The sequence below is a fragment of the Microbacterium sp. NPDC028030 genome (assembly GCF_040637855.1).
GTDB lineage: Bacteria > Actinomycetota > Actinomycetes > Actinomycetales > Microbacteriaceae > Microbacterium.
This window is the reverse complement of the sequence record NZ_JBEZXF010000001.1, coordinates 604434-618796: the sequence shown is the minus strand read 5'-3', so window position 1 is coordinate 618796 and position 14363 is coordinate 604434. Positions and strand designations below refer to the sequence as shown.

The 14363-nt window shown below is 64.6% G+C and carries 14 protein-coding genes; 7 read left to right on the top strand and 7 right to left on the bottom strand.

The window, feature by feature from the left end; all coding sequences use genetic code 11:
• Positions 1 to 338: 338 nt before the first annotated feature.
• The 7 genes from AB0E56_RS03000 to rpmH all read right to left on the bottom strand — a co-directional run bounded on the left by AB0E56_RS03000 (position 339) and on the right by rpmH (position 3795).
• On the bottom strand, positions 339 to 557 hold the full coding sequence (locus AB0E56_RS03000) for a hypothetical protein (protein ID WP_359796582.1): 219 nt from the start codon (positions 555 to 557) through the stop codon (positions 339 to 341).
• 168 nt (positions 558 to 725) lie between these two features.
• Positions 726 to 1349 carry a 16S rRNA (guanine(527)-N(7))-methyltransferase RsmG gene (gene rsmG / locus AB0E56_RS02995; RefSeq protein WP_359796581.1) on the bottom strand — a complete coding sequence of 208 codons (624 nt, stop codon included), beginning with the start codon at positions 1347 to 1349 and terminating at the stop codon, positions 726 to 728.
• Between the two features lie 36 nt (positions 1350 to 1385).
• Complete coding sequence (locus AB0E56_RS02990; protein ID WP_359796580.1) at positions 1386 to 1877, bottom strand: R3H domain-containing nucleic acid-binding protein; 492 nt, start codon at positions 1875 to 1877, stop codon at positions 1386 to 1388.
• Positions 1874 to 2944 carry a membrane protein insertase YidC gene (yidC, locus tag AB0E56_RS02985; RefSeq protein ID WP_359796579.1) on the bottom strand — a complete coding sequence of 357 codons (1071 nt, stop codon included), beginning with the start codon at positions 2942 to 2944 and terminating at the stop codon, positions 1874 to 1876. Before yidC ends, AB0E56_RS02990 begins: the two co-directional genes overlap by 4 nt.
• 3 nt (positions 2945 to 2947) lie before the next feature.
• Positions 2948 to 3298: a membrane protein insertion efficiency factor YidD gene (gene yidD / locus AB0E56_RS02980; RefSeq protein ID WP_359796578.1), complete on the bottom strand. Its 351-nt coding sequence runs from the start codon at positions 3296 to 3298 to the stop codon at positions 2948 to 2950.
• Positions 3295 to 3651 (bottom strand): ribonuclease P protein component, encoded by a 357-nt coding sequence (rnpA, locus tag AB0E56_RS02975; RefSeq protein ID WP_359796577.1) that lies wholly within the window; start codon positions 3649 to 3651, stop codon positions 3295 to 3297. Before rnpA ends, yidD begins: the two co-directional genes overlap by 4 nt.
• Before the next feature lie 6 nt (positions 3652 to 3657).
• Positions 3658 to 3795, bottom strand: coding sequence for a 50S ribosomal protein L34 (rpmH, locus tag AB0E56_RS02970; protein ID WP_013584598.1), 138 nt, complete (start codon positions 3793 to 3795; stop codon positions 3658 to 3660).
• Between the two features lie 314 nt (positions 3796 to 4109).
• On the opposite strand from rpmH, the gene dnaA reads away from it, so the two are divergent.
• From dnaA to AB0E56_RS02935, 7 genes are all read left to right on the top strand, one after another.
• Positions 4110 to 5501: a chromosomal replication initiator protein DnaA gene (gene dnaA / locus AB0E56_RS02965; RefSeq protein WP_359796576.1), complete on the top strand. Its 1392-nt coding sequence runs from the start codon at positions 4110 to 4112 to the stop codon at positions 5499 to 5501.
• 490 nt (positions 5502 to 5991) lie between these two features.
• Positions 5992 to 7134 carry a DNA polymerase III subunit beta gene (dnaN, locus tag AB0E56_RS02960; RefSeq protein WP_359796575.1) on the top strand — a complete coding sequence of 381 codons (1143 nt, stop codon included), beginning with the start codon at positions 5992 to 5994 and terminating at the stop codon, positions 7132 to 7134.
• Positions 7135 to 7347: 213 nt separating this feature from the next.
• Positions 7348 to 8565 carry a DNA replication/repair protein RecF gene (gene recF, locus AB0E56_RS02955; RefSeq protein ID WP_359796574.1) on the top strand — a complete coding sequence of 406 codons (1218 nt, stop codon included), beginning with the start codon at positions 7348 to 7350 and terminating at the stop codon, positions 8563 to 8565.
• Positions 8558 to 9061 carry a DciA family protein gene (locus AB0E56_RS02950; RefSeq protein WP_183151388.1) on the top strand — a complete coding sequence of 168 codons (504 nt, stop codon included), beginning with the start codon at positions 8558 to 8560 and terminating at the stop codon, positions 9059 to 9061. The genes recF and AB0E56_RS02950 overlap by 8 nt, the downstream gene beginning before the upstream one ends.
• A 118-nt stretch (positions 9062 to 9179) precedes the next feature.
• Positions 9180 to 11249 carry a DNA topoisomerase (ATP-hydrolyzing) subunit B gene (gene gyrB, locus AB0E56_RS02945; protein WP_359796573.1) on the top strand — a complete coding sequence of 690 codons (2070 nt, stop codon included), beginning with the start codon at positions 9180 to 9182 and terminating at the stop codon, positions 11247 to 11249.
• A 44-nt stretch (positions 11250 to 11293) separates the two neighbouring features.
• A complete protein-coding gene (gyrA, locus tag AB0E56_RS02940; protein ID WP_359796572.1) occupies positions 11294 to 13849 on the top strand; it encodes a DNA gyrase subunit A in 2556 nt (851 codons plus the stop codon).
• Positions 13846 to 14250, top strand: coding sequence for a DUF3566 domain-containing protein (locus AB0E56_RS02935; RefSeq protein ID WP_183151391.1), 405 nt, complete (start codon positions 13846 to 13848; stop codon positions 14248 to 14250). The genes gyrA and AB0E56_RS02935 overlap by 4 nt, the downstream gene beginning before the upstream one ends.
• Positions 14251 to 14363: the final 113 nt, after the last annotated feature.

Sequence of the window (14363 nt, the reverse complement as noted above, 5' to 3'; positions counted from 1 at the left end):
GGTCGGCCGCCAACCCGCGGTCGACCCCCTTGGCGATCAGCAGATACCCCCACAACCCGATGCGTTGACGTTCGACCGGGGCCGATCCCTGGAGACACCACACCGCGCCCACGTCGCCGCGCTCACAACCGCTTTCCCGCATCTCGCACCGTGGTGACCTCGATCATCATCGGCTCGGCGAGCGATCGAAACCATCGTGCGTTCGCGATCGACCAGGGCAGCTGTTTCACGTGAAACATCGATACGGCTTCTCCCCGGCACCCCTGGCGGTGGGCCCTACGCCCGCGATCGACACCTCGGCGACCATCCGACAACCTCGGTGGCCGATACGACGCCGATCAACCCGCATCGCGCCCCTCGAACGCGACACGGCGCTCACGACGCGCGCTCACGGCCGCTGTTCCCGCATCTCGAACCGTGGCGACATCGATCATCATCGGCTCGGTGAAGGGTTCGTGTTCGTTTTCGCTTTCATCAGGCGGCTCAGCGGTTCGCCGGTGATGCTGCTCCACGTGAAACAGCCAGCGCGAAACTCCGGGGGAGAGTCGTCGCTCCATCACCAGACGACCAAGCCTCACAAGATCCCACATCTGACTGTGACGACGCAGGGTGGTTCAACGACGACAGACCCAAGTACGACGCGCGTCATGGGACACCTCACTCCCCACACAACGAAAAGGCGGAGCGTTTCACGTGAAACACCCCGCCTCGTCATCTCACGGCGTCTAACGAACGCGTGCCCGAACGACTCTCGTAGTCTCGGGAAGCACGTCCTCCCCCAGCACCTCGACACGCACATCGGAAAGGCGGAACTTCTTGATCTGCTTCTGCGCGGCATCGATCTCGTTGCCCGCGTTCATACCCTTGAGGAGAGTGAGCTCCCCTCCATCTCGAACCAGCGGCGCGGTCAGAGGGATCAGGGTGCGCAACGCGCTGACGGCGCGGGCCGTGACGACATCGAATCCTTCGGCCGGACGGACCTCTTCCGCGCGGGCGCGAAGCACCGTCACGTTCTCCAGCCCCAGCGCCTCGACCTGCTCGTTGAGCCACGTGATCCGACGCTCCATCGGCTCGATCAACGTCCACGTCACGTCCGGGCGCGCGATCGCAAGAACAAGACCCGGCAAACCGGCGCCGGATCCGATGTCCGCAACGGAGCCATGGAAGAGCGGTGCCGCGATCACACTGTTGAGAATGTGCCTGGTCCAGAGACGAGGGAGTTCCAGCGGACCGATAAGACCGCGCTCCTCGCCCTCGCGAGCGAGCGCAGCGGTGAATGCCCGAGCCGGCTCGATCTGACCTCCGAAGAGCTCGACGGCGACAGGGGGCTCGAGTTCGACGTCACTCATGAGAGTCCGCGTGTGGACGGCGTTTCACGTGAAACATCAACGACGGCGAAGCACCGTATGGCGGTCAGCGCCCTCGCCATACGATTCCGACACCAGACCGCGGTCCGCCGCGATGTCATGTACCAGCTTGCGCTCATAGCTCGACATGGACGGCAGCGACGCCTGCGAGGAACCCTCGTCGAGCTTGGCGGCAGCGGCGTCGACCAACGTCTCGAGCTGGCGGCGACGTGTGTCTCGAGAGCCGCCGATGTCGAGGATCAACCGCGAGAACGAGCCGGTCTTACTCTGCACCGCGAGGCGTGTCAGCTCTTGAAGGGCCTGCACCGTGTCAGGAGCGGAGAGCAGCGCGAGGCCGTCTCCTTCCGCCTCGACCGATACATAGGCACGGCCCTGACGCACGTCGAGATTGAGGTCGCCGTCGATGTCGGCGATGTCGAGCAGCTCTTCGAGGTAGTCCGCCGCGACGTCGCCTTCGTTCTCGAGCTGAGCCACGGTGGGCTCGGTGTTCTCGGTCATCGTCTCGCTCATGAGCCGCTCCCCTTCTTCTTCGCACGCTTCTTACCCACCGGCTGCTGGCGCTTCGGAGCCTCGGCTTTCGCCCTTTCGGCTTCCTCCAGCAGACGCTGCTGTTCTGCCTCATACGCCGCCATGGGCACCACCTTGCCCGAGGAGTCGATCGCCTTGCCCTTGCGAGCGAGTCGCTCCTCGCGGGCCTTGGCCGCCTCGGAGCCGGGGGTCGGCATCTCACGGATGACGAGGAACTGCTGTCCCATGGTCCAGAGGTTCGAGATGAACCAGTAGACGACGACACCGAGGGGGAAGAACACACCGGAGAAGATGAACCCCAGGGGCAGCACGTACAGCATGATCTTCTGCATCTGGTATGCCTGGCCGGTCTTGGCCTCGGGCGACAGGTTCTTCGAGATGATCTGCAGCTGCGTGAAGAACTGCGAGGCGATCATGAGCACGACGAGCGTGACGAGGATGATGATCGCCGTGGTGTTCTTGGCGTCCACCGCGTTGCCGAGCGTCTCGTGCAGCGACGCGACGCCGAACAGCTTGGCGTCGTAGAACTCCTTGGTCAGCTCCGGGCTGAGCAACCCGACGCCGCCAATGTTGTCCCGCGCGTGCTTGCTCACGTCGCTGAGCACGCTGTAGAGCGAGAAGAAGATCGGCATCTGCACGAGAAGCGGAAGACAGCTCGACATCGGCGTCGTGCCGTGCTTCTTGTACAGCGCCATGGTCTCGCGGCTCATCGCCTCGCGAGACAGCTGATCCTTCTTGCCGCGGTACTTCTCCTGAACTTTTCGCAGCTCAGGAGCAATTTCCATCATCTTTCGCTGACTCTTGATCTGCTTCACGAAGAGCGGGATCAGAGCAGCGCGGACCACGATCACGAGGCCGACGATCGACAGCACCCAGGTGAGGCCCGATGCTGCGGGCAGCCCGACGGTCGTGAGGAGCCAATGCCAGGCGACCAGGATCAGCTCGACGACCCACTTCAGGGGCCAGAGGATCGTGCCGATCAGATCGAATCCACCCGCAGCAGGAGCATCGCTGGGAGTGGAGCTGGCTAGCAGAAGGTCAAGACCCACCGGTCAGTCCTTTCGGGAAGGGACGACGAAACCGTGTGCGGTCAGGTCGTAGCGGAAGTGATCGTGCGGGCGGACGTCGTCGACGCCACCGCTGGTCCAGGGGTTGCAACGGAGGATGCGCCATGCCGAGAGCGCCGCTCCCTTCACCGCGCCGTGCTGCTGCACCGCACCTACAGCGTAGGCGGAACAGCTGGGGTAATACGCACAGACATCTCCATACAGCGGCGAGATGACCTTGCGGTAGCCGGCGAGGAAACCCAGGACCAGATTGCGCGGGATCACGGGGATGCTGCGAAGCAGGTCGCGAGCGTGCAGGTGCGCGGTCCCGACCGACGACGCGGGAAGCGCAGTCATGCCGACACCGCGGCGGACGCCGAGGTGAGCCTGTGAAGACAGCGATCCACGTCGGCACGGAGCTCCGCGAACGTCGCGGTCGCGGATGCAGGAAGGGCACGGATGACGACATCCGTGCCCTCGGGAACACGCGGGAGCGCTTCCGCGCACACGGCTTTGAGCCGCCGACGCACGGTGTTGCGCACCACTGCGGTGCCTACCTGCTTGCTGATGATGAATCCGAACCTCACGGCTCTGCTCTCGCCCGTCACCAGCATCGAAGTGATGACGCGCGCTCCGCCACACCGGGAACCGCGTCGAACGACCAGACGATAGTCGCTCCCGCGGGTCAATCGATACGGGCGGGCGAGCACAGCGGACTACGCAGAGAGCTCGGTGCGGCCCTTCGCGCGGCGTGCAGCGAGGATGCCGCGGCCGGCACGCGTGCGCATGCGGGCACGGAAGCCGTGCTTCTTGGCGCGACGACGGTTGTTGGGCTGGAAGGTGCGCTTGCTCATGGAATCACTCCGGGAATACTGTCACCGGATTCACTTCGACCGGAGACATGGGGAACTGCCGAAAAAGGCATAAGTCAACCGACTTAGGGTACGTCCTCCCGGCGCGCAGAGCAAATCTGCGGGCTTCCCCGACCGGAAGCACGCACGAACCGCACAGCCATTATCCACAACCGAGACTCTCCCGACCCGCACAACACGCGCGCGTGTTTTCAGGGGCAGGTTGCCGTTCACAGCCGGGGTGACTACCGTGGCATCCTAAGTTATCCACAGGGGAGCAGCACGTTTCCCCACCTCGATTCCTCGTCCGGAGCGTCATGTCATCACCTGCCCAGCCCGACGTCCCGATCTGGACCACGGTGCAGGAGCTTCTGGTCGATGACGATCGGGTCACCCCGCAACTGCAGGGGTTCCTGAGTCTCGCAGTCCCGGCTGGCGTCATGGCGGCGACCCTCTACCTCGAGGTTCCCAACGACCTCACGGCGGCGCAGATCAACAAGCGCCTCCGCCTTCCGATCATGGAGGCCCTCTCGCACATCGGCGATGAGGTCACCTCGTACCGGGTCGTTGTGAACCACGAGCTCGCGGAGCAGCCGACCGCACCGATCGCGGTGGGTGACTTCGGACGCCAGGAACCGACGCGGGTCGAGTCGCCGATGGAGCAGCCGACGCAGCTGCGCCACGAATCCCGTCTGAACCCGAAGTACACCTTCGACAACTTCGTCATCGGCCAATCCAACCGCTTCGCCCACGCCGCAGCGGTCGCGGTCGCCGAGGCGCCGGCCAAGGCCTACAACCCGTTGTTCATCTACGGCGACTCGGGCCTCGGCAAGACGCACCTCCTGCACGCCATCGGCGACTACGCACAGTCCCTCTATGCAGGCGTCAAGGTTCGCTACGTGTCGAGCGAGGAGTTCACGAACGACTTCATCAACTCGATCGCGAACAACCGCGGCGCGGCGTTCCAAGCCAGGTATCGCGACGTCGACATCCTCCTGATCGACGACATCCAGTTCCTCCAAGGGCGCGCCGAGACCCAGGAAGCCTTCTTCCACACCTTCAACACACTGCACGATCACAACAAGCAGGTCGTGATCACGAGCGATGTCGCCCCCAAGCACCTCACGGGGTTCGAGGACCGGATGCGGAGCCGCTTCGAGTGGGGTCTCATCACCGACGTGCAGGCACCCGACCTCGAGACGCGCATCGCCATCCTCCGCAAGAAGGCCCAGAGCGAAGCGCTGCACATCCCGGATGAGGTCCTGGAGTACATCGCGACCGTGGTCTCATCCAACATCCGTGAACTCGAAGGCGCTCTGATCCGCGTCTCCGCGTTCGCCAGTCTCAACCGCTCTGCGCTCGACATCTCCCTCGCCCAGACGGTGCTCCGCGACATCATCGACACGGCGGAGGACAACATCATCTCGCCGACGGACATCATCACGGCGACCGCGCAGTACTTCAAGCTCACCGTCGACGACCTGTACGGCTCGAGCCGGTCGCAGCAGATCGCGACCGCTCGACAGATCGCGATGTACCTGTGCCGGGAACGGACGAGTCTGTCGTTGCCGAAGATCGGCCAGCTCTTCGGCAACCGAGACCACACGACGGTCATGTACGCGTACAAGAAGATCAGCGAACTCATGAAGGAGCGGCGCTCGATCTACAACCAGGTCACCGAGATCACGACGCAGCTGGGTCGCCGCTGAGTCGCGACGTCGCCGCGAGGGGACACCGCATCCTGTCGAGGAGCGGTGTCCCCTTTTCCGTACTTGACAGCGCGAGGACGCAACCGATAAATGCCTCTATGCACATGTGGATAACTTGTGGATGAATGCGATTCGGATCGGGACGGATGTGGGTCGATCGGTGGAACCTGTGGATAAGTCGGGGACCAGACCCGCACCCCCGAAACGGTGGAACCCGCGGTTTCCTCAGGGATTCCACAACTGACAGCCGTGTAGTTCCCTACTCGCTCTTGATATCCACCGACTTATCCACAGTATCCACAGCTGTTAACACCGTTAAGGAGTTAACCCATTCAAGGCGCGATCCGATCACCAGACGGTGGGGAGAACCATCCGAGGGACGACAGGAACCTCGGCGTAGGGATACGTGGGACTGTGGGGCTAGCATGGGAAGCCCTGCACCGGCAGGAACGACGACAACGCGTCACAGATCGACGACAAGGGAGCACCCGTGAGGTTTCAGGTCAACCGCGATGTCTTCAGCGAGGCTGTCTCGTTCGTCGTCAAGCTTCTTCCTCAGCGCAATCCCCAGCCGATCCTCGCCGGAGTGCTGATCGAAGCCGACGGCTCGGGGCTCACCCTCTCCGCCTTCGACTACGAAGCGTCCGCGCGCACCACGATCGAAGCCACCGTCGACACGCCTGGCACGATCCTCGTGCACGGACGCCTTCTCTCCGACATCGCCAGCCGGCTGCCGAATGCGCCGATCGAGATCGCCGTCGAGGAAGACGGCGGGATCGCCGTGACCTGCGGCTCTGCCCGATTCACCCTCGCAGCCATGCCGGTCGAGGAATACCCGTCGATCCCCGAGGTCACCGGGACGTCCGGCGTCGTCCCCGCCGATGACTTCGGCACTGCGATCGCTCAGGTCGGATTCGCTGCATCGCGCGACGACGTCACCCCGGTGCTCACCGGTGTACAGCTCGAGGTCTCCGGTCACAACCTGAGCCTGGTCGCCACCGACCGGTACCGGGTCTCGCTCCGAGACGTCCCGTGGGACGGCGAGTCGGTCGAAGCGACCGCTCTGGTCCCGGCGCGCACCCTGCTCGAGGTCGGTAAGACGTTCGGTCACGCCGGCACCATCCAGGTCGCGTTCTCCGGAGCGGGTGACCGCGAGATCATCGCGTTCACCGCGGGCAACAAGACCGTGACGTCGCTGCTCATCAAGGGAAACTTCCCGCCGGTGCGGCGCCTGTTCCCCGAGCAGACCGACCACTACGCCGTCGTCAACACCGCCGACCTCATCGAAGCCGTTCGTCGCGTCTCGCTCGTCCTCGACCGCGCTGCTCCGCTGCGTTTCACCTTCTCAAACGACAGCGTGACGATGGATGCCTCCGGCAGCGAGCATGCACGGGCGTCCGAGTCGGTCGATGCGATCCTCTCCGGTGGCGACGAGGTCACTCTGGGCCTAAACCCCCAGTACCTGATCGAGGCCCTGGGCGCGGTGAAGAGCGAGTTCGTGCGGGTGACCTTCACCTCGAGCGACAACGCCAACAAGCTCAGCCCGGTCCTCATCACGAGCCAGACCTCGGTCGATCAGGCGGGTCTGGACTCGTTCAAGTACCTGCTTCAGCCCAACCTCCTCCTTCGCTGATCCTCTCCGCCTCTCCTACTCGAAACGTTCCCGGATCAGCTATTTCCTCAGTGAAACCTGCGGGAGTCGTGATGCTCCCGGAACGAGCATCGGGAGGGGCCCACGAAGTGGGAGGGTCCCCGTTCTGCGAGGGCAGGGAGCATCACGTCTCCCAACTCACAAGAGCCACCGACTCACAGATCGATTGTCAGAGCCCGAAGGTAGGCTGACTCCGTGATTGTGGAGCACCTGAGTCTGGTCGATTTCCGCAATTACGCGACCGCCGAACTCACCCTTCACCGCGGACCGAACGTGCTCGTCGGACGCAACGGGCAGGGCAAGACGAATCTGGCCGAAGCCGTCGTCTTCCTCGCGACGCTCGGTTCCCACCGGGTGTCGTCCGACGCTCCGCTGGTTCGCGACGGCCAGGAGTTCGCGGTCATCCGTGCCCGGCTCTCGCACGGTGAGCGACGTGTCCTCGCCGAGGTGCAGGTGAATCGGCAGGGTTCGAACAAGGCGCGAATCAACGGCGCCCCCTCGAAACCCAATGAACTGCCCCGCTATGCGCACGTCGTTCTCTTCGCCCCGGAGGATCTGCAGATCGTGCGCGGTGACCCGTCTGCGCGCCGACGGTTCACTGATCAGCTGCTGATCCAACGCACCCCGCGGATGGCAGCGGTCCTCGCCGACTACGACCGCGTGCTCAAACAGCGCAACGCCCTGCTCAAGTCCGCACGGGCGCGCGGTGTCCGTGGCGAGGGTCTGAGCACCCTGGACGTCTGGGATGACAAGCTCGTGGCATTCGGGTCGGAGATCATCACGGCACGACAGCGACTCGCGACCGATCTGCAGCAGCCGGTGGCCGATGCCTACGAGGCCATCGCCGGAGCCGACCACAGGCCTCGACTCGAATGGGCGCTGTCGGTCGACGGCGGAGATCCGGAGGAAGACGACGGTCTCGTCGATGACGCCGAGGCCGCACCGATCGGCGACACGGCCCGCATCGCCGAGATGTTCCGTGCGTCGCTCGCAGCGAAGCGATCGAACGAGCTCGACCGCGGGCTCACCCTCACCGGCCCCCATCGCGACGACCTCGTGCTGCGGGTGCGCGACCTTCCCGTGAAGGGCTACGCCTCCCATGGCGAGTCGTGGTCCGTCGCTCTCGCACTGCGGCTCGCGTCGGCCGAACTGTTGCGGAGTGAGTCGCCCGCGGGTGATCCTGTGCTCATTCTCGACGACGTTTTCGCAGAACTCGACGCCGACCGTCGTCAACGGCTCGCGGGTTTGACGGCAGGGTATGAGCAGGTGGTGGTCACCGCTGCGGTGGAGGAGGATATCCCCGCGGTGCTGCATGCGCATGTGGTCCACATCAGCGCCGGAACGATCAGCGATGACCGGGCACTCCGGAACGCGCAAGAATCCAGCGACGTCGAGGCAGGTGACGATGAGTGACGCGGTTCCGGCTCCCGCAGCCGAAGTCCCGGAGACGGTCGCCACCTATCTGCGCCTGCGCGGTCTCAAGCCGAGCTCCACGAGCTGGAAGCGCAAACGCCGTATCGCCGTCGACGATGACAACGCGCCGTTCACCCCTGGGCGGGATCCGGGAATGCTCGGTGACATCCTCGATCGATTGACCCGCGACTCCGGATGGCAGACCACCCTCGCCCGCGAAGACCTCGTGCGGCAGTGGGCCGATCTCGCCGGCGCCGACACGGCGAAGCACTCCGAGCCCGTCTCTCTCGAGCGCGGACTGCTCACCGTGAAGTGCGATTCGACGGCGTGGGCGAAGAACCTCCAGTTCATGCGAGCCACGATCCTCACCGAGATCGGTCGACGGTATCCCGACGCGGGCGTGGAGAACCTCCGCTTCATCGGACCGGACGTCCCCTCCTGGAAATGGGGTCCCAGAGCCGTTCCAGGACGGGGCCCGCGCGATACCTACGGGTAGGGCACCGTGCGAGGGGTCTGAAACGCTCAGAGGGCCACACGCGGCCGTTGAGCGGCATTTCCCGACGAAACCCCGCTAGAATGGGAGTTCGTGATATCGATGTGGAGAATGCCCTCTGATGACGCCTGAATCCCCTGCTGACGAGACGGAATCGAACACCGGGGGAACCCCCGCAACCGAGGGCACCACTGCACCCAAGGCGAAGCAGCCGGGAGAGTACGGCGCGGATTCGATCCAGATCCTCGAAGGTCTCGAAGCCGTCCGCAAGCGCCCCGGCATGTACATCGGCTCGACCGGACCGCGCGGCCTGCACCACCTGGTCTACGAGATCGTCGACAACTCCGTGGATGAGGCGCTGGCCGGCTACGCCGACACGATCCTGGTGACGCTGCTCGCCGACGGCGGCGTCCGTGTGGTCGACAACGGTCGTGGAATCCCGGTCGACCCGCACTCCTCCGATCCGAACAAGTCGACGGTCGAGGTGGTGCTGACGATCCTGCACGCCGGCGGCAAGTTCGGCGGGGGCGCCTATGCCGTCTCCGGCGGTCTGCACGGTGTCGGCTCCTCCGTCGTGAATGCGCTCTCGACGCGGTTCGATGTCGAGGTCAAGCAGAAGGGGTTCGTCTGGCGCCACTCCTTCGCCGACGGCGGTGTGCCCCAGCAGAAGCTCGAGAAGGGCGAGGCGACCGACGACACCGGAACCAGCATCACGTTCTGGCCGGATGCCGAGATCTTCACCGAGACGATCGACTTCGACTACGACACGCTCCGCACCCGTTTCCAGCAGATGGCATTCCTCAACAAGGGACTGCGCATCGACCTGCGCGACGAGCGGGAGTCCTCCGCCTACGAGGTCGAGGAAGACGGCGCGACCGTCACCAAGCAGCCCGGCGACGTCTTCTTCTACGAGCGCGGACTCGTCGACTACGTGGAATACCTCAACAAGGTGCGCCATGCCGAGGTCGTCAACGAGGAGATCATCGCCTTCGAGTCGGAGGACACCGGACGGAAGATCTCGCTCGAGGTCGCGATGCAGTGGACGACCTCGTACACCGAGAACGTCTTCACCTACGCGAACACGATCAACACCCACGAAGGCGGAACACATGAGGAGGGATTCCGCGCGGCGCTGACCACCCTGGTCAACAAGTACGCCCGCGCGAACAACCTGCTCAAGGAGAAGGACGACAACCTCTCCGGCGACGACGTCCGAGAGGGTCTGACCGCCGTCATCTCGATCAAGCTGGGCGAACCGCAGTTCGAGGGGCAGACCAAGACGAAGCTCGGCAACACCGAGGCGAAGGCCTTCGTGCAGAAGGTCGTGGGCGATCAGCTCGGCGATTGGTTCGAGCGCAACCCGAACCAGGCGAAGAACGTCATCCGCAAGGCGATCGATGCCGCGACCGCTCGTCTCGCCGCCCGCAAGGCCCGCGAGACCGCCCGCCGCAAGAGCGTCTTCGAGTCGGCGGCCATGCCCGACAAGCTCAAGGACTGCACGAGCAAGGATCCGTCGATCAGCGAGATCTTCCTCGTCGAGGGTGACTCCGCCGGCGGCTCCGCCGTGCAGGGTCGCGACCCGCACACGCAGGCGATCCTGGCTCTGCGAGGCAAGATCCTCAACGTGGAGCGCGCCCGACTCGACAAGGCCCTGGGTAACAAGGAAGTCCAGGCGATGATCCAGGCCTTCGGCACGGGTATCGGCGAAGAGTTCGACATCGAGAAGGCGCGCTATCACAAGATCGTGCTGATGGCCGATGCCGACGTCGACGGCCAGCACATCACGACGCTGCTGCTCACCCTGCTGTTCCGCTACATGCGCGGGCTCATCGAAGCCGGGTTCGTGTATCTCGCGATGCCGCCGCTGTACCGCCTCAAGTGGTCGAACTCGGCGCACGAATACGTGTTCAGCGACGCCGAGCGCGACGCCCTGCTCAAGCACGGCCTCGACAACGGCAAGCGCATCCCGAAGGATGCCGGCATCCAGCGCTACAAGGGTCTCGGCGAGATGAACCCCAAGGAGCTGTGGGAGACGACGATGGATCACACCACGCGCACCCTCCAGCAGATCACCATCGAAGACGCGGCTGCGGCCGACGAGATCTTCAGCGTGCTGATGGGTGAGGACGTCGAGTCCCGACGCAGCTTCATCCAGCGCAACGCCAAGGACGTCCGCTTCCTCGACATCTGACGCCCCGCGGGCTCAGACCAGATGTGTGACAGAGAGATTGACTTATGACTGACGAAGAACGCACCGAGCCGGAACACGAACACGGCAAGATCGACCAGGTCGACCTGCAGTTCGAGATGCAGCGCAGTTACCTCGACTACGCGATGGCCGTCATCGTGGGTCGCGCCCTTCCGGACGTGCGCGACGGACTCAAGCCGGTGCACCGCCGTGTCATCTACGGCATGTACGACGGCGGGTTCCGACCGGACAAGTCGTTCTCGAAGTGCGCTCGCGTGGTCGGCGAGGTCATGGGGCAGTACCACCCCCACGGCGACTCCGCGATCTACGACGCCCTCGTCCGCCTGGTGCAGCCGTGGTCGTTGCGCTACCCGCTGGCTCTCGGCCAGGGCAACTTCGGCTCCCCGGGCAACATGGGCGCCGCAGCCCCCCGATACACCGAGACCAAGATGGCTCCGCTCGCGCTCGAGATGGTGCGCGACATCGAAGAAGACACCGTCGACTTCACCGACAACTACGACGGTCAGACGCAGGAACCGACGGTCCTCCCGGCGCGATTCCCGAACCTGCTCGTCAACGGATCGGTCGGCATCGCGGTCGGCATGGCCACGAACATCCCTCCGCACAACCTCCGAGAGGTCGCGGATGCGGCGCTCTGGGCGCTCGACAACCCCGGTCTCCCCCGCGAGGAGCTGCTCGACGGCCTGATCCAGCGTGTGCCGGGACCGGACTTCCCGACCGGTGCCCAGATCCTCGGAACCAAGGGCATCCACGAGGCGTACCGTACCGGCCGCGGATCGATCACGATGCGCGCGGTCGTCAACGTCGAGGAGATCCAGGGACGCACCTGCCTCGTCATCACAGAGCTGCCGTATCAGGTCAACCCCGACAACGTCGCTGTCAAGATCGGCGACCTCGCCCGCGACGGCAAGATCACGGGTATCGCGGACATCCGCGATGAGTCGTCCGACCGCACCGGTCAGCGTCTCGTGGTCGTGCTCAAGCGCGACGCGGTCGCGAAGGTCGTGCTGAACAACCTGTACAAGCACACCCAGCTGCAGGAGAACTTCGGCGCGAACATGCTCGCGATCGTCGACGGCGTTCCGCGCACGCTCGCGATCGACGGCTTCATCTCGCACTGGATCGCCCACCAGATCGATGTGATCGTCCGGCGCACGGAGTTCCGTCTGCGCGAGGCCGAGAAGCGCATGCACATCCTGCGCGGATACCTGAAGGCGCTCGATGCGCTCGACGAGGTCATCGCGCTCATCCGTCGTTCGCAGACCACGGCGGATGCCAACGAAGGGCTTCAGAAGCTCCTCGACATCGACGAGATCCAGGCCGACGCCATCCTGCAGATGCAGCTGCGACGCCTCGCCGCTCTCGAACGTCAGAAGATCATCGACCAGGCGAACGAGCTCGAAGCCCAGATCACCGACTACAAGGCGATCCTGGCCGACGAGGGTCGTCAGCGCACGATCATCCGCGAGGAGCTGACCGGCATCGTCGAGCGGTTCGGCGACGAGCGCCGTACGCACATCCTGCACGGCTTCGACGGCGACGTGTCGATGGAAGACCTGATCGCCGAGGAGGAGATGGTCGTCACCGTCACGCGCGAGGGGTACATCAAGCGCACGCGCAGTGACAACTACCGCTCTCAGCACCGCGGCGGCAAGGGCGTCAAGGGTGCCCAGCTGCGTGCGAACGACATCGTCGAGCACTTCTTCGTGACGACGACGCACCACTGGCTGCTGTTCTTCACAGACAAGGGCCGCGTCTACCGCGCGAAGACCTATGAGGTCCCGGAAGCCGGCCGCGACGCGAAGGGCATGCACGTTGCGAACCTGCTCGCTCTGCAGCCCGACGAGAGCATCGCCCAGGTGCTCGACATCCGCGACTACAAGGTCGCCGACTACCTGGTGCTGGCGACGCGCGAGGGCCTCGTCAAGAAGACACGGCTCGACAACTACGACACCAACCGTCAGGGCGGCGTCATCGCTATCCGTCTGAACGACGAGGACGAGCTCGTCAGCGCCCTGCTCGTGAACGCCGAAGACGACATCCTCCTGATCAGCCGTCGCGGCATGTCGGTGCGCTTCGAAGCCACCGACGAGGCCCTGCGTCCGATGGGCCGGGCGACGGCCGGTGTCCGCGGCATGAAGTTCAAGATCGACGAGGACTGCCTGCTGTCGGCATCCGTCGCCGCACCCGGGAAGTTCGTCTTCGTGGTCACCGACGGTGGGTACGCGAAGCGCACCGCGGTCGAGGAATATCGTGTCCAGGGACGCGGCGGAACGGGCATCAAGGTCGCGAAACTGAACGACGATCGAGGCACTCTGGCGGGCGGTCTGATCGTCTCGGAGGACGACGAGGTCTTGGTGGTTCTGTCCAGCGGCAAGGTGGTACGCTCTGCCGTGGCCGAGGTCCCCGCCAAGGGTCGAGACACCATGGGAGTGGTGTTCGCCCGGACGACGGAGGCCGATCGCATCCTCGCCATCGCCCGTAATGGCGAGCGTGGCCTCGCAGACGAAGAGGCGGATGCGGAGGGTGCCGACCCCCAGGCACCTGAGACGACAGAGACCCCCGAGGATACAGACGCATGAGTACAGTGGCCGACAAGCTGGCGAAGAAGTCGACACGCAAGACAGGCGGCAAGCAGGTCCGCCTCCGTCTCGTCTACGTCGACTTCTGGTCGGCCGTGAAGCTCTCGTTCCTCGGAGCCGTCGCTCTCGCGGTGGTCACCATGGTGTCGTTCTTCCTCATCTTCCTCGTGCTCCAGGCGACGAACGTCATGAGCACGGCCGAGAGCTTCCTGCTCGGCATCACCGACAACACGTTCGTGCTCTCCGAGGTCGTCGGCCTGCCGCAGGTCATGGCCTTCGCGGCGGTGGTCGCGATCCTGAACCTGATCGTCTTCACGGTTCTCGGCGCAGTGATCGCCGGGATCTACAACCTCGCCGTCAAGGTGACCGGCGGACTGCTCGTCGGCTTCATGTCGAACTGACCACGGTTCCTCGAACCGGACGAAGGGCGGATGCTGCGGCATCCGCCCTTCGTCGTCTCGGGGTAGGGAAAACCCGAACACGAGTGTCCGGATGGCTCGGTGTCGGCGCGGGT

Bases quoted from the DNA above. Each gene is read 5' to 3' on its own strand.
- AB0E56_RS03000 (WP_359796582.1), bottom strand. From the start codon at position 557: ATGGAGCGACGACTCTCCCCCGGAGTTTCGCGCTGGCTGTTTCACGTG.
- rsmG (WP_359796581.1), bottom strand. From the start codon at position 1,349: ATGAGTGACGTCGAACTCGAGCCCCCTGTCGCCGTCGAGCTCTTCGGA.
- AB0E56_RS02990 (WP_359796580.1), bottom strand. From the start codon at position 1,877: ATGAGCGAGACGATGACCGAGAACACCGAGCCCACCGTGGCTCAGCTC.
- yidD (WP_359796578.1), bottom strand. From the start codon at position 3,298: ATGACTGCGCTTCCCGCGTCGTCGGTCGGGACCGCGCACCTGCACGCT.
- rpmH (WP_013584598.1), bottom strand. From the start codon at position 3,795: ATGAGCAAGCGCACCTTCCAGCCCAACAACCGTCGTCGCGCCAAGAAG.
- dnaA (WP_359796576.1), top strand. From the start codon at position 4,110: ATGTCATCACCTGCCCAGCCCGACGTCCCGATCTGGACCACGGTGCAG.
- AB0E56_RS02950 (WP_183151388.1), top strand. From the start codon at position 8,558: ATGAGTGACGCGGTTCCGGCTCCCGCAGCCGAAGTCCCGGAGACGGTC.
- gyrB (WP_359796573.1), top strand. From the start codon at position 9,180: ATGACGCCTGAATCCCCTGCTGACGAGACGGAATCGAACACCGGGGGA.
- gyrA (WP_359796572.1), top strand. From the start codon at position 11,294: ATGACTGACGAAGAACGCACCGAGCCGGAACACGAACACGGCAAGATC.
- AB0E56_RS02935 (WP_183151391.1), top strand. From the start codon at position 13,846: ATGAGTACAGTGGCCGACAAGCTGGCGAAGAAGTCGACACGCAAGACA.